Source organism: Myceligenerans crystallogenes (assembly GCF_039529775.1).
Classification (GTDB): domain Bacteria; phylum Actinomycetota; class Actinomycetes; order Actinomycetales; family Cellulomonadaceae; genus Myceligenerans; species Myceligenerans crystallogenes.
The window spans coordinates 377540-401978 of sequence record NZ_BAAANL010000002.1 but is presented as its reverse complement, the minus strand read 5'-3'; the positions used below and the strand labels follow the sequence as shown (position 1 = coordinate 401978).

The 24439-nt window shown below is 73.4% G+C and carries 27 protein-coding genes; 17 read left to right on the top strand and 10 right to left on the bottom strand.

What is annotated here, in order from left to right; genetic code table 11:
- Position 1: 1 nt before the first annotated feature.
- Positions 2–652 (bottom strand): hypothetical protein, encoded by a 651-nt coding sequence (locus tag ABD208_RS06565; RefSeq protein ID WP_344100773.1) that lies wholly within the window; start codon positions 650–652, stop codon positions 2–4.
- 262 nt (positions 653–914) lie between these two features.
- Between ABD208_RS06565 and ABD208_RS06560 the strand changes: the two genes are divergently transcribed.
- The 3 genes from ABD208_RS06560 to ABD208_RS06550 all read left to right on the top strand — a co-directional run bounded on the left by ABD208_RS06560 (position 915) and on the right by ABD208_RS06550 (position 3486).
- Positions 915–1556 carry an AfsR/SARP family transcriptional regulator gene (locus tag ABD208_RS06560; protein ID WP_344100771.1) on the top strand — a complete coding sequence of 214 codons (642 nt, stop codon included), beginning with the start codon at positions 915–917 and terminating at the stop codon, positions 1554–1556.
- Between the two features lie 99 nt (positions 1557–1655).
- A complete protein-coding gene (locus ABD208_RS06555; protein WP_344100769.1) occupies positions 1656–2057 on the top strand; it encodes a hypothetical protein in 402 nt (133 codons plus the stop codon).
- 13 nt (positions 2058–2070) lie between these two features.
- Positions 2071–3486 (top strand): PLL family lectin, encoded by a 1416-nt coding sequence (locus ABD208_RS06550; RefSeq protein ID WP_344100767.1) that lies wholly within the window; start codon positions 2071–2073, stop codon positions 3484–3486.
- 138 nt (positions 3487–3624) lie between these two features.
- On the opposite strand, the gene ABD208_RS06545 is transcribed toward ABD208_RS06550, so the two are convergent.
- The gene (locus ABD208_RS06545) at positions 3625–3882 is read right to left on the bottom strand and encodes a hypothetical protein (protein ID WP_344100765.1); all 258 of its coding nucleotides are present in this window, start codon (positions 3880–3882) and stop codon (positions 3625–3627) included.
- A gap of 222 nt (positions 3883–4104) precedes the next feature.
- On the opposite strand from ABD208_RS06545, the gene ABD208_RS06540 reads away from it, so the two are divergent.
- Positions 4105–4533, top strand: a complete 429-nt coding sequence (locus tag ABD208_RS06540) for a TrmH family RNA methyltransferase (protein ID WP_344100763.1) — start codon at positions 4105–4107, stop codon at positions 4531–4533.
- 81 nt (positions 4534–4614) lie between these two features.
- On the opposite strand, the gene ABD208_RS06535 is transcribed toward ABD208_RS06540, so the two are convergent.
- Positions 4615–4974, bottom strand: coding sequence for a winged helix-turn-helix transcriptional regulator (locus ABD208_RS06535; protein WP_344100760.1), 360 nt, complete (start codon positions 4972–4974; stop codon positions 4615–4617).
- A 54-nt stretch (positions 4975–5028) separates the two neighbouring features.
- On the opposite strand from ABD208_RS06535, the gene ABD208_RS06530 reads away from it, so the two are divergent.
- From ABD208_RS06530 to ABD208_RS06500, 7 genes are all read left to right on the top strand, one after another.
- A complete protein-coding gene (locus tag ABD208_RS06530; protein WP_344100758.1) occupies positions 5029–5889 on the top strand; it encodes an enoyl-CoA hydratase/isomerase family protein in 861 nt (286 codons plus the stop codon).
- Positions 5890–5995: 106 nt separating this feature from the next.
- Complete coding sequence (locus ABD208_RS06525; RefSeq protein WP_344100756.1) at positions 5996–7414, top strand: MFS transporter; 1419 nt, start codon at positions 5996–5998, stop codon at positions 7412–7414.
- The gene (locus tag ABD208_RS06520; RefSeq protein ID WP_344100754.1) at positions 7411–8667 is read left to right on the top strand and encodes an FAD-dependent monooxygenase; all 1257 of its coding nucleotides are present in this window, start codon (positions 7411–7413) and stop codon (positions 8665–8667) included. Before ABD208_RS06525 ends, ABD208_RS06520 begins: the two co-directional genes overlap by 4 nt.
- A gap of 5 nt (positions 8668–8672) precedes the next feature.
- Positions 8673–10040: a sensor histidine kinase gene (locus ABD208_RS06515; RefSeq protein ID WP_344100752.1), complete on the top strand. Its 1368-nt coding sequence runs from the start codon at positions 8673–8675 to the stop codon at positions 10038–10040.
- Entirely contained in the window at positions 10037–10726 is a 690-nt protein-coding gene (locus tag ABD208_RS06510; protein WP_344100750.1) for a response regulator, read from the top strand. The genes ABD208_RS06515 and ABD208_RS06510 overlap by 4 nt, the downstream gene beginning before the upstream one ends.
- 89 nt (positions 10727–10815) lie before the next feature.
- The gene (locus ABD208_RS06505) at positions 10816–11364 is read left to right on the top strand and encodes an rRNA adenine N-6-methyltransferase family protein (RefSeq protein ID WP_344100748.1); all 549 of its coding nucleotides are present in this window, start codon (positions 10816–10818) and stop codon (positions 11362–11364) included.
- A gap of 254 nt (positions 11365–11618) precedes the next feature.
- Complete coding sequence (locus ABD208_RS06500; protein WP_344100746.1) at positions 11619–11927, top strand: hypothetical protein; 309 nt, start codon at positions 11619–11621, stop codon at positions 11925–11927.
- Positions 11928–11985: 58 nt separating this feature from the next.
- On the opposite strand, the gene ABD208_RS06495 is transcribed toward ABD208_RS06500, so the two are convergent.
- The 3 genes from ABD208_RS06495 to ABD208_RS06485 all read right to left on the bottom strand — a co-directional run bounded on the left by ABD208_RS06495 (position 11986) and on the right by ABD208_RS06485 (position 13524).
- Positions 11986–12579: a hypothetical protein gene (locus ABD208_RS06495; RefSeq protein WP_344100744.1), complete on the bottom strand. Its 594-nt coding sequence runs from the start codon at positions 12577–12579 to the stop codon at positions 11986–11988.
- Between the two features lie 5 nt (positions 12580–12584).
- Positions 12585–13163 carry an SMI1/KNR4 family protein gene (locus tag ABD208_RS06490; protein ID WP_344100743.1) on the bottom strand — a complete coding sequence of 193 codons (579 nt, stop codon included), beginning with the start codon at positions 13161–13163 and terminating at the stop codon, positions 12585–12587.
- A 70-nt stretch (positions 13164–13233) separates the two neighbouring features.
- A complete protein-coding gene (locus tag ABD208_RS06485; protein ID WP_344100741.1) occupies positions 13234–13524 on the bottom strand; it encodes a hypothetical protein in 291 nt (96 codons plus the stop codon).
- Positions 13525–13833: 309 nt separating this feature from the next.
- On the opposite strand from ABD208_RS06485, the gene ABD208_RS06480 reads away from it, so the two are divergent.
- The 3 genes from ABD208_RS06480 (at position 13834) to ykgO (ending at position 14989) form a co-directional block, all read left to right on the top strand.
- Entirely contained in the window at positions 13834–14280 is a 447-nt protein-coding gene (locus ABD208_RS06480; RefSeq protein WP_344100739.1) for a nucleoside deaminase, read from the top strand.
- Positions 14281–14548: 268 nt separating this feature from the next.
- Entirely contained in the window at positions 14549–14854 is a 306-nt protein-coding gene (gene rpsN / locus ABD208_RS06475; RefSeq protein WP_344100736.1) for a 30S ribosomal protein S14, read from the top strand.
- 12 nt (positions 14855–14866) lie between these two features.
- Positions 14867–14989: a type B 50S ribosomal protein L36 gene (ykgO, locus tag ABD208_RS06470; RefSeq protein WP_344100734.1), complete on the top strand. Its 123-nt coding sequence runs from the start codon at positions 14867–14869 to the stop codon at positions 14987–14989.
- A 126-nt stretch (positions 14990–15115) separates the two neighbouring features.
- On the opposite strand, the gene ABD208_RS06465 is transcribed toward ykgO, so the two are convergent.
- Positions 15116–15259: a hypothetical protein gene (locus ABD208_RS06465; protein ID WP_344100732.1), complete on the bottom strand. Its 144-nt coding sequence runs from the start codon at positions 15257–15259 to the stop codon at positions 15116–15118.
- A 155-nt stretch (positions 15260–15414) separates the two neighbouring features.
- Between ABD208_RS06465 and ABD208_RS06460 the strand changes: the two genes are divergently transcribed.
- The 3 genes from ABD208_RS06460 (at position 15415) to ABD208_RS06450 (ending at position 21518) form a co-directional block, all read left to right on the top strand.
- Complete coding sequence (locus ABD208_RS06460) at positions 15415–16320, top strand: aminoglycoside phosphotransferase family protein (protein ID WP_344100730.1); 906 nt, start codon at positions 15415–15417, stop codon at positions 16318–16320.
- 59 nt (positions 16321–16379) lie between these two features.
- The gene (locus ABD208_RS06455; protein WP_344100728.1) at positions 16380–19601 is read left to right on the top strand and encodes an AfsR/SARP family transcriptional regulator; all 3222 of its coding nucleotides are present in this window, start codon (positions 16380–16382) and stop codon (positions 19599–19601) included.
- A gap of 108 nt (positions 19602–19709) precedes the next feature.
- Positions 19710–21518: a PLL family lectin gene (locus ABD208_RS06450; RefSeq protein ID WP_344100725.1), complete on the top strand. Its 1809-nt coding sequence runs from the start codon at positions 19710–19712 to the stop codon at positions 21516–21518.
- Positions 21519–21547: 29 nt separating this feature from the next.
- Here the strand turns inward: ABD208_RS06450 and ABD208_RS06445 are convergent, their stop codons facing one another.
- The 3 genes from ABD208_RS06445 to ABD208_RS06435 form a co-directional block, all read right to left on the bottom strand.
- Positions 21548–22684, bottom strand: a complete 1137-nt coding sequence (locus ABD208_RS06445; protein ID WP_344100723.1) for an acyl-CoA dehydrogenase family protein — start codon at positions 22682–22684, stop codon at positions 21548–21550.
- A 29-nt stretch (positions 22685–22713) separates the two neighbouring features.
- Complete coding sequence (locus ABD208_RS06440; RefSeq protein ID WP_344100721.1) at positions 22714–23523, bottom strand: LppU/SCO3897 family protein; 810 nt, start codon at positions 23521–23523, stop codon at positions 22714–22716.
- 133 nt (positions 23524–23656) lie between these two features.
- Positions 23657–24436, bottom strand: a complete 780-nt coding sequence (locus ABD208_RS06435; RefSeq protein WP_344100719.1) for a DUF899 family protein — start codon at positions 24434–24436, stop codon at positions 23657–23659.
- Between the last annotated feature and the right edge of the window lie 3 nt (positions 24437–24439).

Below are 24439 nucleotides of genomic sequence, written 5' to 3'. Positions count from 1 at the left end.
GTCAGCCTCCCACCGAGAACGCGACGCCAACCGCGCCGCTGACGGCCGCGACGGACGCCCGGACCTCCTGCTGCACCTGATGGGCCAGCGACATCGCGAACCCCACCTCGGTGGCGGGCAGGTCGTCGTAGGTCAGGACCGTGAGGGACACCTCGACGCTCGCCCGGACCGGGTTGAGCGCCACGTCGAACGCCTGCTCGCGGATCGTCAGCGAGTCCAGCCGGACCGGCACCACACGTCCGGGACCCAGAGCGAGGACGGTGAGCGGACCGCCGGGCGGCAGCACCTCGATCGTGCCGGCGGCCGTCAGCGCCGCGTTGGTGATGACCGTCGCCGTCGACGGGTACAGCTGCATCTCCAGGACGGCGAGCCGGCCCGACACACCCATCGCCTGCGTGACGGGGTCGCCGGCCTCCAGCCCGTCGGTCGCGTCGAGCTCGACGGTCATCGTGATCGTCTCGGTCGCGGCCCCCCACACGCGCCGGGCGTCCGACGCCGACGCGCCGCCGGCGCTGGGGGTACGCGGCCGCAGGGTTCGCGTGACTTCATCCGGATTGTACTGGAACACGGCGATCCGGGCGAGCGGCGCCGTCGGGTCGACGGCGACGATCGCACCCGCCAGGACTCGCGGGCTACCGGGAAAGCTGCTCATGCCGGTGATCGTGGCGGGTCGTCGTCACGGTGCTGTCACCGGCATGTCACGGACCGCGCGGCATTCACCGCGGTATCACGCGCGGCGGCGCAACCTCCTTTACGGTGAAGCGTGGCTCGGTGGCTCGGCGGCTTGGTGCCGAGCCTGGATCCGGAGGTGGAGCGTGTCTCAGGGGGCAACGGAACTTTCTCAGCCGCGGCGTGTGCCGGAGGTGGCGATCCGCCTGCTGGGAACCTTCGTGCTCGAGGTCGACCGTTGCCCTGTGGCGCTGCCGACGGGGGCGCAGCGGCTCGTGGCCCTGCTCGCGCTGCGCGGGCGCACCGGACGCAGCCGGGTCGCCGGCCTGCTCTGGCCGGAGACCGAGGAGCGACGCGCGCTCGCGAACCTGCGCACCGGCATCTGGCGGGTGAACAAGACAGCTGCCGGCCTGGTGGTGTGCGAGCACGGGGTCGTCGGGCTCGGCCTGTCACCCGTGGTCGACGTCGATCGTCTGGTCGCCCGGTCGCGGGCCGTGCTCGGCGGTCAGGAGAGCCCCGAACCGGAGCCCGACCTCGGGACCGGTGAGCTGCTCCCGGACTGGGAGGATCCCTGGCTGGACACCGAGCGCGAGCGCTTGCTCCAGCTCCACCTGCACGTGCTCGAGTCGACCGCCGCCCGGCTCGCGGCCTCGGGCCGGTACGGCATGGCCCTCGAGTTCGCACTCGCCGCGCTGCGGGTCGACGCCCTGCGCGAGAGCGCGCACCGCGCCGTGATCGCGATCCACCTGGCGGAGGGGAACATCGCCGAGGTGCGCCGGGCGTACGACGCGTGCCGCCGCACGCTGGCCTCCGAGCTCGGGATCGTGCCCTCGCCGTCGACCGACGCGCTCGTCGCGGGGCTCGCCCCGCGTGCCCTGACCGGCTGAGGGGCGGCCGCCTGAACCTCACCTGAACCGTCGTCGTCGATCGTGGGACACGGACGCGGCACCGCGTCCGAACCCACGGAACGACGAAGGGACGGAACGATGAGCGAGAAGACGTACGAGTTTCCCGGGGACTACGTGCTGGATGTCCTGGACGTGACGAACGAGCTGGATGTCCCCCGTGACGGCCTGGCCGAGCCGCAGCTCGTGCTGGCCTACAACCCCGTGACGGGGAAGTTCGTGTGGGTCTGGGAGATCCCGCCGCACATGTCCGAGGTCACCCCGGAACTCCTGGAGTCCCTGCCCGCCGAGGCGTTCACCGGTCTCGACGACGCGGTCCAGGACCGGATCGACCAGGTGTCCGACCCCAGGTACAACACCGTCGCGGGGATCCAGCTCCACCGGCTCGGGACCCGGCTGCCCACGGCGCGCCTGGCCGAGACCGGGATCCGCGACCTGACGCTGCGCCTCCTCGAGGCCGGCCTGAACCACGCCAAGATCTGAGAGGAGCTCGACCATGGGACAGCGACCGATCAGCGGCTTCCCGCCCGGCGCCCGCAGCGAGGTGGCCATCCAGGCGAACGGTCAGGAGGATCTGTTCGCCGTGAACGAGCAGGGCGTCCTGCATGTCGCCTGGACGCCGCTCTCGCACAACACCTTCCGGGGGATGGTGCCCATCAGCGGCCCCGTCTTCCCGCCCGGCGCGCCGATCGCCGCGGCCAAGCAGGCCCAGGACCTCCTGACCGTCGCCCTGGTCGACGACGAGGGGTTCCTGAACCTCACCTGGGTCGTCGGCACGGGCGCGTGGCAGGGTCCGATCCGCCACGGCGGGCCGGTGTTCCCGCCGGGCGCGCCGATCGCCATGATCAAGCAGACCGACGACGTCATGACCGCCGTGCTGGTCGACAACGAGGGGTTCCTGAACCTCGCGTGGGTCGTCGGGACCGGCGCGTGGCAGGGTCCGATCCGCCACGGCGGGCCGGTTTTCCCGCCGGGTGCCTCGATCGCGCTGGCGAAGCAGGCCGACGACCTCCTGACGGCAGTCGCGGTCGACCGGGAGGGTCACCTGAACCTGGCCTGGGTGGTCGGGACGGGTGCGTGGCAGGGCCCGATCCGCCACGGCGGACCGGTGTTCCCCCCGGGCGCGCCGGTCGCCATGACGAAGCAGACGGGCGACATCCTGACCGCGGTCGTCGTCGACCGGGAGGGTCACCTGAACCTGGCCTGGGTGGTCGGGACGGGTGCGTGGCAGGGTCCGATCCGCCATGGCGGGCCGGTTTTCCCGCCGGGTGCCTCGATCGCGCTGGCGAAGCAGGCCGACGACCTCCTGACGGCGGTCGCGGTCGACCGGGAGGGTCACCTGAACCTCGCCTGGGTCGTGGGGACGGGTGCGTGGCAGGGTCCGATCCGCCACGGCGGACCGGTTTTCCCGCCGGGCGCACCGCTGTCCCTGGTCCGTGCCTTCCTGGACGGCGCCACGCTGTCCGCGTTCGCGTTCACCAGGGCCGGCGTCCTGAGCCGGGCCTGGGTCCAGGGGACGGGGGCCTGGGAAGGTCCCGAGGACACGTGGTACCAGGAACTGCCTCCGGCGCCGGTGCGCCGTCCGGTGGATTCGCAGGTGGGAACGGGAACTGACGCGGTCGTGCGGCCGAGGATCGACGTCGCCTACAGCCATGACGGCCCGACCTTCGCCGTGTCGGGCAAGGACTTCCTTCCCGGCCGCGTCGTGCACGTCCGGGTCGTGAACAACGCGAGCCTGGCCACGGTGTTCTTCGACACCACCGCGGACGACTCGGGGGCGATCGACTTCCCGATCACCTTCGCGATCGACTTCCCCCAGACGTTCAGTTTCTCCGCCAACGACGAGCGGCGTGACGAGCACGACCTGACCGGAACGCTGTGGTCCAACACGGTCACGATCACGGCGACGTAGCACCTCCGCGGAGGTCACTCCAAGGGGCCGCAGGTTCAAGTCCTGTCGGCCCGACCACTCCAGGCCTGGAAACCTTCGGGGTTCCAGGCCTGGAGTGGTCAGCGCGAGGGGGCATGCCGCACGTCCCGCGTTCCTCGCTCAGGACAGCTCGGCCTCGCCCACGGCCCTCTCCAGCGCGTCGACGAAGGCGTCGACAGTCTTCTTCAGCAGGCGGGCCTTGTACAAGGCATTGCGCGCGAACCGCTTGTCGTCCGCGCTGAAGTCGAGCTGCGCGGCCCGGCCGCAGTCCGCGACGGTCAGGTAGGCCTCGACCTCCTTGCGACCGTCACACCGATCGTCGACCACCTCGATGTCGGCGTGGACGTACGCGCCGGCCTGGAAGCCGCGCTGGTTCATGGGGCAGATCGCCCAGCCGTGGTAGCTTGACCAGGAGCGACGGGTGATCCAACCCGTCCGGCGATGGACCGGCGCCGCCGATGAAAGGCGTCATCTCATGTTCCTGAACCCGGGAGATCCCACCCCGCGCGGATGAGCGGGCCCAAGACGAGGCCGGCCCAGCTCAGGCGTAGCCGGCGCGCACGCCCTCGTGGTTGTCCCGGCCATCTCACGGTCGCACCTTTGTGGGTCGCGTACGACGCCAATCTCGGGACGCTTCTGCGGACCTGCGACGCCGTCGGCTCCTGCCTGGCCGTGCCGAACACTCCGCACTACCGCGCGGCTCTGGCCAAGGGCGACACGTTGCGTGGCCGGAGACCGTGCATCCACTGGGTGGCGCCGTCCAAGGAGGAGTGGCTCGGCAGGCAGCGGGACGAGGGGCGGCGGATCGTCGCCGTCGAGCTCGCGGAAGATGCGATCCCGTTGCCGCGGCTCGGGCCCGCGCCGGGACCGACTGTGGTGCTGCTGGGCCACGAACATCATGGTGTGCCGGACGAGGTCCTGGCGGGTGTCGACGCGTGCGTCGAGATCCCCATGGCGGGCGTCGGCGCCAGTCTCAACGTCGCCGTGGCCGGCAGCCTCGTGCTGTACCGGCTGGCGGGCATGGCGTGAGCGGTGGAGCCGCTCGCGGCGGCGGCCCGCGAACTGCCGGCGGACCAGCGCGACGAGAGCCTCGAAGAGGGCTTGGCTGCGTCAGCCGCCCGTGGCGTCATCAGGGTCGTAGGCGTCCAGGAGGTCGTCCCCGTGCTCGTCGCTCCACGCGTAGACGGTGTCGAGCAGGCCGAGCAGGCTGCGTCCGAGGCCGGTGAGCTCGTAGGTCACGGTGCGTCCCGCCTCCGTCCGGCACACGAAGCCGTCGTGCTGCAGGTTGCGGAGCGAGCGGGTGAGCTCCTTGGCGCTGGTGCGGTGCAGCGGGACGCGCAGCTCGGAGAACCTGCGCGGCCCGCCCTCCAGGCAGCGCAGGACCATCGGCGCCCACTTGTCCTTCATCCGCAGGGGCTGCATCGGCGACGGGCAGATCTCGTCGAACATGTCGACGGCCAGCTCGGACATAGCACGAGTCTAGGTTCCCGGTCGGTAACCCGGTCGCTTCCTAGGGTCACGCCCATGAGCTACGACAACCTGCCCGGCCTCCGGATCACCTCGTCGGACGGCGTCGCGACCGTGACGCTCGACCATCCTCCCCTCAACCTGATGGACGGCGTCCTGCTGCCGTCCCTGCGCGGGTTCCTCCACCGGGTCAGGACGGACGAGAGCATCCGCGTCATCGTGTTCGAGAGCGCCGACCCGCAGTTCTTCAGCGCGCACGGGGACATGGGCTACCTCACCGACCCGGACGCCCTGTCGCAGGCGACCCGGGCCGCGATCGCCGCAGCCGGGGACGCCCCCGTGCCGGACGGCATGAACGTCCTGCAGGCCCTGAGCGAGGAGGTGCACGACCTGCCGCAGGTCACCATCGGCAAGCTGGCCGGCTTCGCGCGCGGTGCCGGCAACGAGTTCCTCATGGACCTCGACATGCGGTTCGCGGCGATCGGCCGGTCGGGTCAGTCGCAGACGGAGGCCCTGATGGGCATCCTCCCCGGCGGTGGCGGGACCGTGAACATGACCCGCCTGGCGGGCCGGGCCCGCGCACTTGAGCTCCTCCTGGGCGGCGAGCTCGCGGACGCGGAGCTGGCCGAGCGCTACGGGCTGGTGAACCGGGCCCTTCCCGCCGCGGAGCTGGACGGTTTCGTGAGCGAGCTCGCGGGGCGGATCGCGCGGCTGAGGCCGGAGGTCGTCTCCGCGATCAAGGCGGCGGTCAACGCGGTGGCGCCGGCGGTCGCGCGTGCGGCGTACGCGGTGGAGCACGACGGGTTGATGGCGACGATGGGCCCGGACGTCACGCGGCGTGCGCACGAGCTGCTGGCCGCGGGGATCCAGACCCGCGAGGGGGAGCTGGAGCACGAGCGGATCGTGAACTCGATCTGACCGGGCAGGCGCGGGCGACCGGCCGGGGCTCGCGGAGGAAATCCCCCGCGACCTCGGCGGTTCCCACCATTCCGGGGCCCGGGGCCCGGAACCTAGGTTCGAGGACATGACCCTCACCCTTGATTCCCCGGCCGCCAGGCAGAGGCCGTCCCCCGCACGTCTCGGAAGGCCCGCGATCGGGGCGCTGGGTGTCCTCGCCCTCGCTCTCGGCACCCTGCAGACGGTGGTGGACCCGGCGCGCCCGCTGCTGGAGCGCGAGCTGGGTGTCGACTCGGCCGCCGCGGCGCTCATCGCCAGCACGCTGCTGGTCACCGGCGCGATCGTCGCACCCATCGCGGGCAAGCTCGGCGACCGCTACGGCGGCAAACGGGTGCTGCTCGTGCTGATGGCGCTGGTCTCGGCAGGCGGCGTCGTATCGAGCCTCGCGCCGAACCTGCCGGTCCTGCTGGCCGGTCAGACGCTGCAGGGCGCGATGGTGGGCGCGCTGCCGCTGTCGTTCATCCTGGTGCGCAAGAACTTCCCGACGGGGCAGACGCAGGTGGCCGTCGGGGTGGTCAGCGCTCTGTTCACCGCCGGGGGCATCGTCGGGACGCTCGTCGCCGGGCCCCTGGCGGAGGGCCTGTCCTGGCACTGGATCTTCGCGGCGCCGACGATCGTGATCGTCGCGGCGACGGCGGTCGTCTTCCGGCTCATGCCGAACGACCCGCCGGGCGAACAGGGCACCACCATCGACTGGGCGGGTGTGGCACTGCTGAGCGCCACGCTGGTTGCGCTCCTGCTGGGACTCCTCGTGGTGACCGGCGGCGGCATCCCGCCGCTCGCGGTGGGTGGCATCGTGCTCGTCGTCGCAGGGCTCGGTGCGGCCTGGGTGGCCGTCGAGCGCCGGGCCGTCTCGCCGATGGTCGAGCTGCGCATGCTGACGGCGCCCGCCATGTGGAGCGCGGCCGTGCTCACCCTCGCCGTCGCAGCCGTCTCCGCGATGCTGCAGACCTACGTCCCCAAGCTGTTCGAGGTCTCGGGCGACGGCTACGGCCTGGGGCTCGACACCACCGACATCGGGCTGTTCATGATGCCCGCCTCCGTCGCCGGCGTGCTGGCGGGCTCGGTCGGCGGGCTCGCCGTGCGGCGCCACGGCGCGCGTGCCGTGGCCACCGCGGGCGCCGTGGCGACCGCGGGCATCCTCGTCGCCGTCGCGGCGCTGCACGACACGGTGTGGCAGCTCGTCGTCGCCCGGGCGCTCGCCGCCTTCGTCGGCGGCCTGATCACCACGGCGCTGCTCGCCGCCACCGCCACCGCCGTGGCCGCCAAGGACACCGGCATCGCGACCAGTCTCCTCGTCGTGATCCGCCTGATCGGCGCGGTCGCGGGCGGCCAGGCCGCCGGCTCGGTCCTCGACGCGGGCAACGACCCGGCGTCCGGGGTGCCTGCCGAGTCCGCGTTCGTCACCGGATTCCTCGTCGCAGCCCTCGTGGCCGCGCTGTCCCTGCTCGTCGTCCGTCACCTGAAGAAGGAAGTCCGGTCATGACATCTCGGTCCGACGCCGCCCGGCGCACCGCCCCCCGCACCGTCCTGATCGCCGGCGCCAGCCTCGCCGGCCCCACCCTGGCGTACTGGCTGCACCGGTACGGGTTCGCCGTCACCGTGGTCGAGAAGGCGCACGCACCTCGCGGGGGCGGCTACCCGATCGACGTCCGCGGCACCGCGATCGAGGTGGTCCGGCGGATGGGGGTCCTGCCGCGGCTGCGGGCGGCGCACGTCGACACCCGACGGTTCACCTTCCTCGGCGCCGACGGCGCCGAGGTAGCCACCCTCCACCCCTCCGCGGTCGCCGGGAGCGTCGAGGGACAGGACCTCGAGGTGGGGCGCGGGGACCTGACCGCCGCGCTGTACGAGACGGTCCGGGACGACGTCGACCTCGTGTTCGACGACTCCATCGACCACCTCGACCAGCACGAGCACGGGGTCGACGTGACCTTCCGCGGCGGCCGGCAACGCACGTTCGACCTGGTGGTCGGCGCCGACGGCATGCACTCGGGCACCCGGAAGGTCGTGCTCGGGCCCGAGGAGCAGTTCCACCGGTACCTCGGCTACACCTTCGCCGTGTTCACCGTGCCCAACACGCTCGGGCTGTCGCGCGAGCTCGTGATGTGGAACGCCCCGGGCCGGGCCGCCGCGCTCTACGCCACCGGCGGCGCGGACGACGACCTGCACGCCTTCCTGAACTTCCACCAGCCGGACCAGCCGCTGCATCTCCTGCGAGAGGGCCTGCGGGACCCGGACGCCCAGCGGGACCTGGTCGCCAGGACCTACGCCGGTGCGGGCTGGGAGGTCCCGGGCATCGTCGAGGCCATGCACCAGGCGGACGACCTGTTCTTCGACACGGCGGGCCAGATCCGCATGCCGAGCTGGTCGAGCGGCCGGGTGGCGTTCGTCGGCGACGCCGCCCACGCGCCGTCGTTCCTGACCGGACAGGGCTCCAGCCTGGCCCTCGTCGGCGCCTACATGCTCGCCCGGTCGCTGGCCACCTACGGGGACCACGCCCAAGCCTTCGCCGCCTACGAGCGGGACACCCGCGAGTTCGTCACGATGAACCAGGCACTGGTCGACAAGGGCGGCGCCCGGCTGTTCCCCACCACGGCCGAGGCGCTGGAACGGCGTAACGCCATGCTCCGTGAGCTGGTCGCGATGCCGGCCACGACGCCGCAGCCCGCCCACTCGGCGCTCGTGCTCCCGGAGCCCGCGGCGGCGGGGCGCACCCGCGACGGGCTGGCAGGATGAAGACCATGACCCTCGACCCGCGAGCGCCGCGGTCCGGGCAAAGGCCCCGCTGGACGCACCTGCTCGGCGCGCCGTCGTCCTCCGTCACCTGGCGTTCGTACGGCTACCTGTGGTTCATGCTGCTCCTGGGGCCGTTCGCCCTGGCCTACGTGCTGGTCACCGTGGCGGTCACGGCAGGGGCCGCGGTGACGGTCGTCGGGCTGTTCGCCGCGGGCGGGCTCGTGGTGGGCGGGCGATGGTGGGGCGCCGGCTACCGCCGCCTGGCGGGGGCCCTGCTCGACGCGCGCGTCGCGGCCCCCGTGCCCCGCCGGGCGCGCACCGGCTTCTGGCCGCGGCTCGGCGGGGCGCTCGGCGACCCGGTGGGCTGGCGCGCGCTGCTGTTCATGCTCGCGGCGCTGCCGGTGACGCTCGCCGGTTTCGTGGTGAGCACCGCGTGCCTCGTCCTCGGGCTCGGCGGCGTGACCTACTGGACGTGGTTCTGGTCGCTGCCCCCTGACCTCGCCATGGACAGCTCGTGGCACAACGTGGCCGGCCTCGCCCTCGTCGCGCTGGGGGGCCTGGTGCTGCTGGTCCTGTGGCCGTGGGTCCAGTCGGGCTTCGTCGCCCTGCTGGGGCTCCTGACCAGGGCGCTGCTCGGACCGACGGCGACCAGCCTGCGGGTCGCCGAGCTGGAGCGCTCCCGCGCGGGCACGGTGGAGGACGCCGATGCCCGCCTGCGCCGCATCGAGCGGGACCTGCACGACGGTACCCAGGCGCGCCTGGTCGCCGTCGGCATGCAGCTCGGCGAGGCACGCGAGCAGCTGGTCTCGGGCGCGACGGACACCGTGGGGGAGCTCCTCGAGGTGGCGCACGCGTCGACCAAGGACGCCCTGGCCGAGCTCCGGGAGCTGGCCCGCGGCATCCACCCGCCGGCCCTGGACAGCGGCCTCGCGGTCGCCCTCGAGACGCTCGCCGCACGTGCTCCGCTCCCGGTCACGGTGGACGTCGACCCCGAGCTCGAGGCGGGCGGGCGCCTGGCACCGGCGACCGAGTCGATCGTCTACTTCTCGATCGCCGAGCTGGTCACCAACGCGGCCAAGCACGCACGCGCGTCGCGGGTCCACGTGCGGGTCGAGGCGGTCGCCGACGGCGGGAGCGGCGTCCTGCGCGTCCGGGTGCGGGACGACGGCGCCGGGGGAGCGAGGGTCGTCGCGCCCGACGGGTCCGGGTTGCGGTCGGGCCTCGCGGGGCTCGCCGAGCGTATCGGGTCGGTCGACGGCACGTTCGACCTGGCCAGCCCGGTCGGGGGGCCGACCGTGGTGACGATGACGCTACCCGCGGTGCGCGCGGGCACGGCCGGTGCGCGCCGCACGGGCACGGGTGGCCGCGCATGACCGGGCCGGGCACGACGGCGCCGGGTGGCCTGCGGGTGGTGCTCGCGGAGGACTCCGGGATCCTGCGCGACGGGCTCGTCGCCCTGCTGACGCGGCGGGGGCACGAGGTGACGTCCGTGCCGGACGGCGAGAGCCTGGAGCGCGAGGTCGTGCGCCTCGCGGGCGAGTCGTCCCTGCCCGACGTCGTGGTCGCGGACATCCGCATGCCGCCCACGTTCACCGACGAGGGCCTGCGCACCGTGGTCGCGTTGCGCGAGCGGTTCCCCGGGCTGCCCGTGCTGCTCTTCTCGCAGTACGTGGAGACGAGGTACGCCGGTGAGCTGCTCCAGGGTGACGCGCGTGGCGTGGGGTACCTGCTCAAGGACCGCGTCGTCGACGTGGGGGAGTTCACCCAGGCGCTCGCGCGGGTGGCCCGGGGCGAGACGGTGCTGGACCCGGAGGTGGTCTCGCAGCTCATGGGCGCCGCGGACCGGGACGCCGGCCGCTCGCGGCTGACCGGCAGGGAGCGCGAGGTGCTGGACCTGATCGCGCAGGGCCGGTCGAACGGCGGCATCGCGGAGCAGTTGTTCCTCTCCCAGGGCGCGGTGGAGAAGAACGTCGCGGCGATCTTCCGGAAGCTGGACCTGCCGTACGACGCGGCGGACAACCGCCGGGTGCTCGCGGTGCTGCGCTACCTGGGGGCCTGACGCGCGACCGGGGCGGACGCGAAATGCCTTGGCGGCAGCGCCGGGCGCTGTTAGCGTCCCGATCATGTTTCTCATGGTGATGGTGCGTCGTGGCCGGGCAGCGGGTTCGGCGCGAGTGGGGATGGCACCAGCTCTCTGACGAGTTCGCCCGCCAGATCGTCACGGCCGCACACGTCTTCCCCGGCGATCTGGTCCTGGATCTTGGCGCGGGCACCGGAGCCCTGACCGGCCCCCTGCTCGACGCCGGCGCGCGGGTCCTGGCCGTCGAGCTCCACCCCGGCCGCGCCCGACGGCTGCGCGAGCAGTTCGCGGGCCGGGACGTGAGCGTGCTGGAGATCGACCTGGCCGATCTGCGACTCCCGGGACGCCCGTTCCGTGTGGTCGCGAACCCGCCCTACGCGCACACCACCGCGCTCGTGCGGACCCTGACCGCGCGCGGGTCGGCGCTGACGCGCGCGGACCTGGTCATGCAGCGCCAGGCCGCAGTGCGCCTTGCCGACCGGTACGCGAACTCGGGCCGTTGGAACGTGACTGTCGGGCGCCCCCTGCCCCGGCGTGCCTTCACACCGCGGCCGCGAGTCGACTCGTGCATTCTGACGATCAGGCCTCGACATCGACACGCTCGTCGCAGGAACTGACCGCTCGCCGTCGGCTCGGACGACGTCGTGGTGCCGCGAACCCGGGAAGGCCGGCTGCCCTCAGCAGTGTGTTGCTTCGCCCCCCGCGAGGGATGTGGCACGATCGTGCACCATGACCACGACGAAGGGACATGCCGCGTAGGCGCCCTCACCAGGTGCGGCAGGGCGCCGCACGACGACGCATGAGGCTCCGGGCAGGTTCTACCCGGCGGCCTGCGAAAGACGGTCGCCTGTCCGGCGCGACCCACGCAGCGATGACGTTGCTCGAAGCCTGGCCCGGAGAGATCTCCGGAGCACTCTCGAACTGGGATCGTGAGGCGCGGACACGGAACCACTGGAGAAGTCACGCGTACGGCTGCGGGATCCGGGAGTGTTGTGGCAGCCCGATCGACGACCGTGACGTCCTGGAGCGAACGATCCATCGGCTGCCGCGCGGCTTGTCCAAGGAACTCCGGAGCCTTGTCCGGGAGCTCGACGATCGCATCCTCGCCAGGTTCCCGGTACGGCTCGACCACTACCACCACTGGTGGCACACCGAGTTCCCGTGGGACTACGACGGATGACCTGTCACGAGCCCCGCGAGGACGTGACCGTTCCGGCCAGCCGGGTAGGGCCTGCTGGTCACCAGGCGAGCCGGTGGACCTGGAAGAAGGCCTTTGTCTCGTTCTCGGCCTCCGAGCCGGTGCAGGCACGTTGTCGCACGGCCGGCCAGTCGTTCTGGTAGAGCCCGTGCCGGCAGTCGACGAGCGCTTCCCGGCCACCGGCGTGCCGGCCGCCGCCGAGTCGTTCGAGGTGGTCGAACGCGTCGAGGCCTGCTCGCGTGAACGCGTCGAAGAACGTGTGCTTGTCCGCGACGGCGCGACGGCGGTCGTCGCGGTGTCCGCACACGAGAACCACCATGTCGTCGGCTTGGTGGGCGATCCCGGCGTCGATCGCCTGGTCCAGGTACGGCAACTCGGTCGCGTAGGACGACCCGCCGTTGAGCGTCGCGATCATGCGAGCCAGGCTCGACCACAGCCATTCGATGTCATCCCACGTCTCGCGTGCGACGACGGCGCGACCGTTGACCACGATCTCGACGCTGCCGCCCCGTCCCCTTTTCCAGGACCGCGGTTTCGGGGCTTCCTCGATCGGGATCAGGAGATCCCGGCCGGTCGTGAGGAACGTCCGCACTTCCACCGTTCCCAGCCACAGCCGGCTCCCGCGACGCCCCATGCCGCTCAACTTCTTTGCCCGGTCGGGGCAGGCCCCAGCCAGCCCGTGAGCCATGCGTGGAGCGACTTGTTCGTGGGAACGGCTCGTTCGATGTCGGTGTTGGGGTCGTGTTCCCAGACGACGCCGCTCGGAGTGGCGTAGCTCGTGATCGCGCACCCGTGGTCGGCGATCGGGATGAGAGGTTCGTCGCAGCCTTGCAGATAGCTGTCGCGACGGTAGCCCAGATGCTTGTCGTACAGGTACGTGACGGAGTCGGCCCGCGGATGCTCGGACGGTGGATCGAGCGGGAACAAGCCGTAGCCGGGCCCGAATCCACCATCGGCGACCTCGGTGTAGAGGCGCCGTAGAAGCAGCGGGAAGGCTGTGCCTGTTCGTTCCTCGAACCTGGTGATTGCCGCCGTCGGGACGGGTGAACGCGGGACCTGGGGCTCGTAGCGCCGTTCGCGGATCGCTCTCTGGCCTTCGATGTCGTGCCAGGAACAGGAATTGATCGTTCCGTCGTCGAACCGACGCCAGATCCAGTCGATCGGCACTCCGATCGCAACGCGCCAGCGCAACCGCTGCAGCAGGACGTTCTCATCCACGTGCGCGACGGTAGCGTGAGACGCTGACATCGCGTCGAGGGCGGCATGCCGCACGTCTTGCGTCCCTCGCTCAGGACAGCTCGGCCTCGCCCACCGCCTTCTCCAGCGCGTCGACGAAGGCGTCGACAGTCTTCTTCAGCAGGCGCGCCTTGTACAGGGCGTTGCGGGCGAACCGCTTGTCGTCCGCGCTGAAGTCGAGCTGTGCTGCCCGGCCGCAGTCGGCGACGGTCAGGTAGGCCTCGACCTCCTTGCGACCGTCACGCCGATCGTCGACCACCTCGATGTCGGCGTGGACGTACGCGCCGGCGTGGAAGCCGCGCTGGTTCAGGAAGGCGCGGCGGTAGAACCTCGGAAACGCCATCGGCGTCCTCTTCTCAGGACAACACCCGCCTGAGTGGGCGGGGTTGGAGTCCCGCGTCCGACGCCGTCACGGCGCCAGGCTAACGCACGACGCCACGTTCCTGGCCCGTCCGCCGATGGATCGGCGCCGCCGAAGAAAAGCCTCGTGCTGTCCCGGCTGGCGGGGATGGCGTGAGCGGCGGAGCCGTTCGTCGCACAGGACCGCCTTCCGGCGTGCCGGCGCGACCACCGGCCTACGATCGAGGCGTTCCCGACCGACGGCGTCCCGGACGCCGCAGCCGGTCGCCGCCGACCCGAGAGGAGCGCTGCCATGCGCACCGAGGACGAGTCCCTGCTCCGCCGTGCCGTCGAGATCGCGGCCGCGGCCGTCGAGGGCGGCGACGCCCCGTACGGATCGCTGCTCGCCGCCGAGGACGGCACGATCCTCGTCGAGGCGCACAACACCGTGCGGCGCGACGACGACATCACCGCCCACCCCGAGCTGAAGCTCGCGCGCTGGGCCGCGCAGCACCTGGACGCGGCCACGGCCGCGCGCACCACGATGTACACGAGCTGCCAGCCCTGCGAGATGTGCACGGGCGCCCTCGCCCGCTCGGGGCTCGGCCGCGTCGTGTACGCGCTGGCGAGCGCCCAGCTCGCGGAACTCGCCCCGGGCTCCGGCTGGCCCGTGGTCCCGCAGGAAGGACCGAACCTGTTCGACGAGGCACGCGTGCCGATCGACCACCACCAGCGCGTCCTGGCCGAGCGACGGGGGTGAGGCTCAGCCGGCCTCCCGGCCCAGCCACGGCGCCAGGGTGTCCTCGCGGCCCAGCCAGACCGGCAGGCGGTGGCGGGCGGGGCATGGGACCTCCTGTCGCGGGACCCGCGCGGAAGCGAGCCCAGTTGATAACTGTTCTCAGTTAGGCGTACTGTAGCGCCACTTGAGAACCGTTGTCATGAAGAGGGGAACGCATGTCCGCCCACTGCCAGGTGCCCGGCACCCAGCCCGTCGTGGCCTGGATCCTCGTCCGCGGGGAGAAGATCTGATGGCCAAGAAGTCCAAGATCGCCGCCGACGCGCGCCGTCGCGTCGTCGTCGCCCGGTACGCCGCACGCCGTGCCGAGCTCAAGCGCGTGATCGCCGCGCCGTCGTCGTCCGGCGCCGAGAAGGAGAGCGCCGCCGCCGAGCTGCGGCGCCAGCCGCGCGACGCGAGCGCCACCCGCCTGCGCAACCGCGACGTCGTCGACGGCCGCCCCCGCGCCTACCTGCGCACCTTCGGGCTGTCCCGGATCCGGCTGCGCGAGATGGCGCACCGCGGGGAGCTGCCCGGCGTCACCAAGTCCAGCTGGTAGAAGGAGAACCCCATGAAGGTCCGCGCGTCCCTGCGCTCCCTGAAGGACAAGCCCGGCGCACAGGTCGTCCGCCGCCGCGGCAGGACGTTCGTCGTCAACAAGCTCAACCCGCGCTGGAAGGCGAGGCAGGGCTGATGGCCGTTCCCAAGCGCGAGCTGTCCCGCTCGCGCCCGGCGGCGTCGTCGGACACGGCACATCGCGGCGGCCCGTGCGGGGCCGTTGCGTCGTGTCCGGCGACGACGCCGTGGGGCGCCGGCGGCGCTACGTGCGCCGGACCAGCATCAGCACCACGCTGATGACCAGCACGACGGCGCCGAGCCAGATCAGGAACTGACCGATCTCCGTGGCGATGCCGAGGATCACCAGGACGACACCGATCAGGATGAGGATGAGCCAGGCGGGCATGTCTTTCTCCGTCCGTCGTCGCGACGGCGCGCAGCGGCGACCACGCCGCTGCCTGCGCCTGCCCTCTGCTGGACCTCTCCCCAGAATAGGCAGATCACGCCCGCTCGCACGCCGGCTCGCATGCCGGCCTCAGGAGCGGGCGTTACCGTGGCGCCGTGCTCACCCTCCCCGCATCGCTCCAGGTCTTCGCCGGGCGCGGCCCCGAATGGGCCGGCTGGCTCGACCGCCTGCCCCGCCTCCTGCAGGACCTGCTGGAGGAGTGGGAGCTGACGCCGGACGGCGTCGTCGGGCACGGGAGAACCGCGGCCGTGCTGCCCGTGGTGTCCGACGACGGCGCGCGGTGCGTGCTGAAGGCCGGCTGGCCGCATTGGGAGGCGGAGCACGAGGCGCTCGCGCTGCGGATGTGGCACGGGAACGGGGCGGTGCGGCTGCTGCGGGCCGACCCGCACCGGTTCGCGCTGCTGCTGGAGCGGCTGCACACGCGTGACCTGCGCGAGGAGTGGGACGTGCGGGCGTGCGAGGTGGTCGGCGGGCTGTACGGGCGGCTGCACGTGGCCGCGCCGCCGCAGCTGCGGCGGCTGTCGGACCAGGCGGAACGGTGGGCGGGGGAGCTGTCGGGCCTCGCGAAGGGTTCGCCGCTGCCGCGGCGGCTGGTGGAGCAGGCGGCGTCGATCGCCCGGGACTTCGCGGCCGACGACGCCACCGACGGGCGGCTGCTGCACACCGACCTGCACTTCGAGAACGTGCTGGCCGCCCACGGCCTCCGCGAGGGGGAGGACTGGCTGGCCATCGACCCCAAGCCGCTGTCCGGCGACCCGCACTACGAGCTCGCGCCGATGCTGTGGAACGAGTACTCGCTGTACGAGGGGCGGCTGCGCGAGGGCGTCCGGCAGCGCTTCCGGACCCTGGTCGAGACGGCGGGCCTGGACGAGCAGCGGGCCCGCGACTGGGTGATCCTGCGGATGCTCGTCAACGTCAAGGGCGAGCTGCTGGAGAACGGCGCGCCGGACCAGGACTTCGTGACGGCGTGCCTGGCGATCGCCAAGGCGGTGCAGGACTGAGCGCCGTGCGGGGCTGACGCGTATCACTCCCGCGGAGGGGGCCCGCGGTTACCATGCAGGTGGGCACTGCGAAGGGGGCGAGCGTGGCCGATCACACCTGGTCCCAGCTGCGCCCCGCGCTCGACCGGCGGCTCGACGGAGCGCTCACCCACCGGCTCACGACGCTCGTCGCGGCCGCCGGGTACGGCAAGTCCACGGTGCTGTCCGCCTGGGTGCGCGCCGTGGGCGGCGCCGCCCACCGCATCGGGCCGGGGGACCGCGACCTCACCACGTTCAGCGGCGGCGTGATCGCCGCCCTGCGGCTGCGCGTCCCGGCCCTGCCGTCCGAGATCGCCACCGCCGTCGGCGCGCCGCTCGGTCCGGATGCCGTCGCGGACGAGTCCGCCCGGGCGGGCGCGCTGGCCGGAGCCGTGTCCGAGGCGCTCGGGGCGCACCTGACCGGCAGCCTCGTGCTCGTCCTGGACGGCCTCGAGGGCATCGCCGGGTCGCCCGCCGCGGTCCGCTTCGTCGACACGCTCGTCCGTACCGCCCCGCCGCAGCTGCACGTCGTGATCGCGTCCCGCGACGCCCTGCCGTTCCCGATCGCCCGGCTGCGCCAGGTCCACGAGGTGCTCGAGTTCGACGCCACCGACCTGACCCTCACGCCCCAGGAGACCGCCGGCTGGCTGCGCCGCCGGGTCGGCGACGCCGCGGCGGGCGTCGCGCCCGTGCTGCACGCCGCGACCGGCGGCTGGCCCGCCGCCGTCCACGCCGCCGTGGACGCCATGGCACGGACCGACCCCGGCGCGTGGACCGACGTCGTCGCGGGCGCCCCGGCGACCTCGGAGGCGCTCGAACGGCTCGCCCGCCGGGCCTTCGACGCGCTGCCGCCGCAGGCCCGGTTCCTGCTCCGGGCCGCGACCGTCGCCCCCGTGGTCACCGACCAGCTCGCCACGGCGCTCGGTGTCGCGCCGGACACCCTGGCCGGCATCACGTCGCGCGGGCTGTTCATGGCGGCCGGCGCCGACGGCTCCCAGCTCACCCGGGTCGGCCGGCACCTGCTCCGCTCCCACGCCCCGCTGGAGGACCACGAGGCCCGCGACGTGGCCGAGATCGCGGTGCGCTGGTACCTCGACCACCAGGCACCGCACCGCGCCGCCCAGGCGGCCGTCGCGGCACGCCACGACGCCCTGATCGAGTCGCTGCTGGCCGACCACGGCGAGCGGCTGGTGGCGTACCCCGACGACCTGCTCGCGGCGATCGCCCGGGTCGGGGGCGACGCCGGCCACGTGCGGCTGGCCGGGCTCGCGCATTTCGACCGCGGCGACTGGGACACCGCGAGCGCGCTGCTCGCCCGGGCGGGCGAGACCGGTGCGTCCGACGCCGCCGTCGCGTACCGCCTCGGGTTCATCGACCACCTCCGCGGGGAACTCGACGGCGCTCTGGCCGCCTACCGGCGCGGCGCCGAGTCCGGGCGTCCCGCCGCCGACGCGGTCGCGTGCACCGCGATGGCGGCCGCCGTCCGCTGGCTCCAGGGCGACCGCGCCGAGTGCGCGGCGCTCGCCGGCGCCGCCCGGGAGCGAGCGGTGCGGCTCGGCGACGACCGGGCGCTCGCCGCGGTGCACACGGTGCTGGCGATGCTCGCCGCGTACGACGGCGACGGGCGGGCGAACGACGCCCACTACCTCAAGGCGCTCGACCACGCGGCGCGGGCGGGCGACGTGGCGCAGCAGATCCGCATCCGCACCAACCGGGCCTCCCACCGGCACACCGAGGGCGCGTTCGCCGAGGCGCTCGCCGAGCTGGAGATCGCCATCCGGCTGTGCGACCTCACGGGTTTCGCGCCGTGGGCGGCGCTGGCGCGGTCCAACCGGTCGGAGACGCTGATCCGGCTGGGCCGCCTCGAGGAGGCCGCGGCCGAGGCCGGGGACGCCGTGGAGCGCTGGGGGGCCATGGGCTCCCGGCTGATGGGCTACGGCCTGACGAAGCAGGCCGAGATCCACGTCCTGCGCGGGCACGCGACCACCGCGGCGGACGCGTACCGCCGGGCGGCGGTGTTCGCCGAGCGGGCGGGTGACGCGCAGGGCCACGGCATGGCCCTGTCCGGCCTGGCGGAGCTGCTGGCGGCCGACGACCCGGACGCCGCGGCAGGCCTGGCCGCCCGGGCCGCCGCGCACCACGTCGGGACCGACCTCGTCTCCGCGTGGCTGGCCGGGGCCCGCGCCGCGATCTGCGGGGGCCGGCCCGACGACGCCCGGCGGCTGCTGGACGACGCCGCGGGGGAGGCGGCGCGGCGCAACGAGCGCGCGAGCCTGGCCCGGGTGGTGGAGCTGCGGGCGCAGCTCGACGACGACGCCGCCCTCGCGGACGAGGCGGTCCAGCGGTGGCGGGCCACCGGCGATCCCGTCGGCCTGGCCCGGGCCGAGCTGCTGCGGGCCGGGCTGAGCCCGGCGCGGGCCGGGGCGGAGGTGGCCGAGCAGGTCCGGGCCCGGATGCGGGCCATCGGCTGTCATGCGCTGGACCGGGAGATCGAGGCGCTGGCCGCCCGGGCGTCGTCGTCCGCCGAGCCGCGGGTCGTCGTCCAGACCCTCGGCACGTTCCGGGTGCTGCGCGGCGGCGCGCCGGTCCCGGCCGCGGCGTGGCAGTCCCGCAAGGCGCGCGACCTGCTCAAGGTGCTCGTCACCCGGCGCGGCCGCCCGATCCCCCGGGACCAGCTGGCCGAGATGCTCTGGCCCGACGCCGGGACCGACGCGGTCTCGCTGAAGCGGCTGAACGTGATGGTGTCGACCCTCCGGGGCGTGCTCGACCCCGCGCACGCCTGGCCCGCCGATCACGTCGTGGCGAGCACGTCGGGGTCGCTCCACCTCGAGCTGGACCACGTGCACGTCGACGTCGTCGACTTCCTCGACCGGGTCGCCGACGCGACCGCGCTGGACCAGGCCGGCCGGCGCGGCGAGGCGCTCGAGCACTGGCGGGCCGCGGAGGCCACGTACACGGGGGACTTCTGTGAGGAGGACGCGTACGCGGACTGGGCGACGACGCTGCGGGAGGAGGCGCGCCTCGCCTACGCGCAGGCGGCCGCGCGGGTGGCCGACCACGAGGCGGGCGCCGGCCACTACGAGCAGGCGGCCCGCTACTGGCTGCGGCTGCTCGAGCGCGACCCGTACGACGAGCGCGCGCACCTGGCCCTCATCCTGGCGCTCGACCAGGCCGGCCGGCGCGGCGACGCCCGCCGGCGCTACCAGGTCTACGCGGACCTGATGCGGGAGCTCGACATCGAGCCGTCGCCGCACCCGGCCTGAACCTCACCTGAACCGTCGCCGCCGATCGTGGGGCATGGCCCGGAGTCATCTCAGGCTCCGAACCACCTCACGCCCTGCGAGCAGGGCCCTTTCGAGAGGACATCGACGATGGTCAACGGAATCAGCGCGCTCGCCCGAGTCCCCGAACACCTGGACGTGTTCTGGGTCGAGGGCGACGGGCGCGTCACCTCGAGCTGGTGGCACCACGGGCTCCCCTGGTCTGGGAAGTTCTCGGTCGGGGGCTTCTTCCCGGCCGGGGCGCACGTGGCGTCCGTCAGCCGCATGCCGGACCACCTGGACCTGTTCGTCACGGGGAACGACGGGCGGGTGTACACGTCGTGGTGGCACGAGGGCCAGCCGTGGTCCGGTGCGGGCGACAACTGGGCGCCGATCGGCGGGTTCTTCCCGCCCGGCGCACCGGTCACGGTCGTCTCGCGGACGCCGGACCACCTGGACCTGTTCGTCACGGGGAACGACGGCCGGGTGTACACCTCGTGGTGGCACGAGGGGCAGCCCTGGTCGGGCGCCGCGGACAACTGGGCCCCGATCGGGGGCTTCTTCCCCGCCGGGGCGCCCGTCGCCGCCGTCTCGCGGACGCCGGACCACCTGGACCTGTTCATCACCGGGAACGACGGGCGCGTCTACACGTCGTGGTGGCACGAAGGGCTGCCGTGGTCGGGCGCCGCCGACAGCTGGGCGCCCATCGGCGGGTTCTTCCCGCCCGGCGCGCCGCTGACGGCCCTCGCCCGGGTGCCCGATCACCTCGACGTCTTCGTCACGGGGAACGACGGGCGGGTGTACACGTCGTGGTGGCACGAAGGGCTGCCGTGGTCGGGCGCCGCGGACTCCTGGGCCCCGATCGGCGGGTTCTTCCCCGCCGGTGCGCCCGTCGCCGCCGTCTCGCGGACGCCGGACCACCTGGACCTGTTCATCACGGGGAACGACGGGCGGGTGTACACCTCGTGGTGGCACGAGGGCCAGCCGTGGTCCGGTGCGGGCGACAACTGGGCGCCGATCGGCGGGTTCTTCCCGCCCGGCGCGCCGATCGCGGCCGTCGCACGGTTCCCGGACCACCTGGACCTGTTCGTCACCGGGAACGACGGGCGCGTCTACTCCTCCTGGTGGCACGAGGGGCAGCCCTGGTCGGGCGCCGCCGACAACTGGTTCACGATCACCGTCCCGGCGGGCGTCCGGTTCCGGATCGAGCGGATCGTGGGGGAGGACGTGCAGGAGGACGGCTTCGGCAGCAACGGTGACGAGCCGTACCTCGCCTTCGTCGGCTTCCGGTCGCGGTTCCGCACGGCCGGCAGCACCCAGGTGTTCTGGGGCCGGGACCTGCACGAGCTCGCCGACCTCGACGACCCGGGCGACGTCGCCGGCGTACCGCCGTCGATGGGCGAGCTCTTCTTCCCGGGCGTGCAGGTCGTCTCGCGGGACGCCCTGATCGGCGGCACGTTCCCCGAGGTCTTCGGCGCGTTCGTGGTCGCGATGGAGAGCGACGCCACGCCGTTCCACGAGATCCGCGGCCAGATCGACGAGCTCATGGGCGCGCTGCACCGCGAGCTCGCCCGGCTGGTCGAAGGCGGCGAGCTGGTGTCGGACCTGCTGGCCCCGCCCGAGGTGATCGCGAACGAGGTCGGCACGAACCTCGGCGGGGCGGTCCGCAACGTGATCGGGGCGCTGCAGGTCTCGGTGTGGGAGGCCCTGAGCATCTGGCTCCGGTCCTTCACCGATCCCGACGACGTCATCGGGTTCTACGCGTACGTGTTCGCCGGGGTCGACGACTCCCTCGGCCGGCTGCTCCCGCCCCTGTCCGGGCCGCAGCTGAGCGTGGGACCGTACCGGCCGCAGCCCGTCGACGTCGCGATCGCCGGCGACGGCGCCCGCTACCGGATCCAGGGCACCATCTCCGGGTGACCGCGCGCCGGGCGAGCCAGGCCGGGAGGTCAGGGCTCGTCCGGCGCGTCCTCCAGGAGGGCCGAGCCGATGTAGGTGCGGCAGACCTCCGCCGAGTAGGCCATGAGGGCGCCCGCCTGCGCGTCGCGGAAGTGGCGCTGGATGGGGGAGGTGCGCAGGTAGCCCGAGCCGCCGCCCACGCTCACGCCGAGCTGCGCGATGTCCTTGGCGACCTCGCCGGCCAGCAGCTTGGCGTTGAGGGTGGCGGGGATGAACCCGGGCGAGCGCTGGTCGGCGAGCCAGACCGAGTGGCGGGCGGACAACCGGGCGGCGTCGAGGCGGACGGCGGCGTCGGCGACGGCGTGCTGGACCCACTGCATCCTCGCGAGCGGTTCGCCCGTGGTCGGCACGACGCGGCCCCGCGCGTGCGCGACGAGCGCGGCGAGGGCCGCCTCGGCGATCCCGATCGACAGGAACGCCAGGCCCGCGCTGACGTGGTTGGGCTGGTCCGGCTCCGGCGGGGCGCAGCGCCGGTCGCCGCGCAGGAGCGTCCCGTCGAAGGAGACGAGCTGGCTGCGGGTGGCGCGCATCCCCATCGTGTCCCAGATGGGGACGTAGCCGATCGTGTCGTCGGGGTCGACGCCGAAGAACGTCGGGACGCCGTCCACCAGCGCGTTCACGAGCAGGTGGTCCGCGATCTCGCAGCCGGAGACGAAGCGCTTGGTGCCCGACAGGCGCCAGCCGTCGTCGTCGGCCACGGCCTCCTGCTGCGGCAGCAGGAAGAGGTTGCCGCCCGCGGGCTCGGACAGGGCGTTGGCGAAGCGGCTCCCGGAGCGCAGCGCCTCGGCGAACCGCGCGGCCTCCGGCTCCGGGCTGAGCGCGGCGAGGGCGCCGGCGGCGCCGATGTGCATCACCCAGATGCAGGCGGTGGACGGTTCGGCGGCGGCCACCGCGCGCACGATCTCGCCGTACGCGCGGTAGCTCAGGCCCTGCCCGCCGAGCGACTCGGGCAGCGTGGCGGCGTCCAGGCCGGCGGCGTGCAGCGCGCGGAGGTTGTCCAGCGGGATCGCCGCGCTCTCGTCGAGCGCGGCCGCGGTCCCGGCGAAGCCCGCGGCGAGGTCCAGGGCGGCGTCGAGCAGCGGCCGCTCGTGGGCGGGCGGGGCGAGGGGATGTCCGGTATCGGTCATGCCCTCAAGCATCGCCGCAGGCCCGCCGCTCAGACGCCCGCCACGCAGAGGATCCAGCCGGTCAGGGTGTCACCGCCCTCGATCGCGGACGTGGTGCCCGGGGCGTCCTGGCAGGCGAGCTCGGCGCCGCCGATCGACGAGTCCGCCTTCTTCGTCACCCGGTACGCGGCCTCCTTCGCGCCGCAGCCGACGATCGCGTAGCCCTGGTTCTCGGGCAGCTCACGCAGGCAGTCGCCCTTGACCGCCAGCTCGGGCGCGGCCTTGGGGTCGACGCCCACGACGCCGAGGCAGAACGTCAGGTCCGAGCTCCAGGTGTCGAGGCCCGCCGTCACGCTGTCGCCCGTGAGGTCCAGGCTCCAGGTGTAGCTCGACGTCGTGCCCGGAACCTTCGCGCACGCGCCGCCGATCCCCGTGGGGTCGCCGCCGAGGTCGCTGGCGTCCTTGACCACCTTCAGCACCACGGCCTCGGCCTTCGGCCGGTCACAGCCGATGGTGCGCACCTCGGCGACGTCGCCCGTGGTCCCGGTGAGGCAGTCGCCCTTGGCCGCGACGTTGACCGCCGTGGCCGGGTCGACGTCGACCGGGCCGAGGCACAGCGTGCCGTCCGAGCCGCCGCCGGAGTACGTCGCCGACACCCCCGCCACCGCGATGCAGCCCTCGTCGCTGCCGCCGTCCACGATGTCCAGCACCTTCAGTTCCGCCGTCTCGCAGCCGACGACGTCGTACCCGCCGCCCGACTCCTCGACGCACGACCCGACCTCCGGCCCCGCCAGCAACGAGCACGCCCCGAGCACCCCGCCCACGGCGAGGGCCAGGGCGAGCACCATGATCTTGCGCAACGTCTCCACCTTCCGGGAACCCGGCGCCCATGGTCCGCCCGGACGGGCGGCGCGCCGGTCGGGCGACAACATATCGCCTGGTGACAGGCGCCGTCGCCGGGGACTACTCCCCGTCGGTGGTGGTCGGTGGTGGTCAGTGGTGGTGGCCGTGCCGCCCGAGGGTCGCCTCCGCCGTCACCCCCGGCCGCGTCCACTGCGGCGCCGGCCGGCCGGTGCCGCCCCAGGTGGCGTTGCCGTCCACGTCCGTGCGCCAGTACCAGCAGGGGCCGTCGCCCTCGGGCCAGCCGTCGGGGACCTCCTGCCAGGACTCCCGGCGGCCGTACGGGGTCATGTCGAGCAGGGCGAAGATGCCCTCGGTGGGCTCGTTGCCGCGGCCGGTGGTCTCGTAGGTGAGGAACGTGCGGTCGCCGTCGCGCAGGTAGGACGTGACGTACCCCATCGGCCCGCCGACCGGCCAGTGGGTGCCCCGCACCGAGTACCACGGCTGGGTGTAGCCCATGAACTCCACGAACGGCGGCACCTCCTCCCACGCCCCCTCGGTGACCACCGCGAACGACACCCCGCGCGCGTTCAGGTACGGCACCGCGACCTGGTGGTGCCAGGCCGACATCGTGCAGCCCTCGCACTGCCCCTGGTGCGGCGCGCCGTCGTGCCACATGTGCTTGTAGACGAGCAGTTCCTCACGGCCCTGGAACAGGTCGAGGAACGGGACGGGCCCGTCCGGGCCGGTCACCTCGGTGGTCCCGTCGAACTCGACCATCGGCAGGCGCCGCCGCTCCGCGGCGATCGCGTCGCCCTCGCGCGTGTGCGCCTTCTCGCGCAGCAGCAGCTCGTCGCGCGCGGTCTGCCAGGTCGTGCGGTCGACGACGGGCGGGCGGCCCGGCAGCGTGGCGTTCTGTTCGGTGGCGGTCATGGT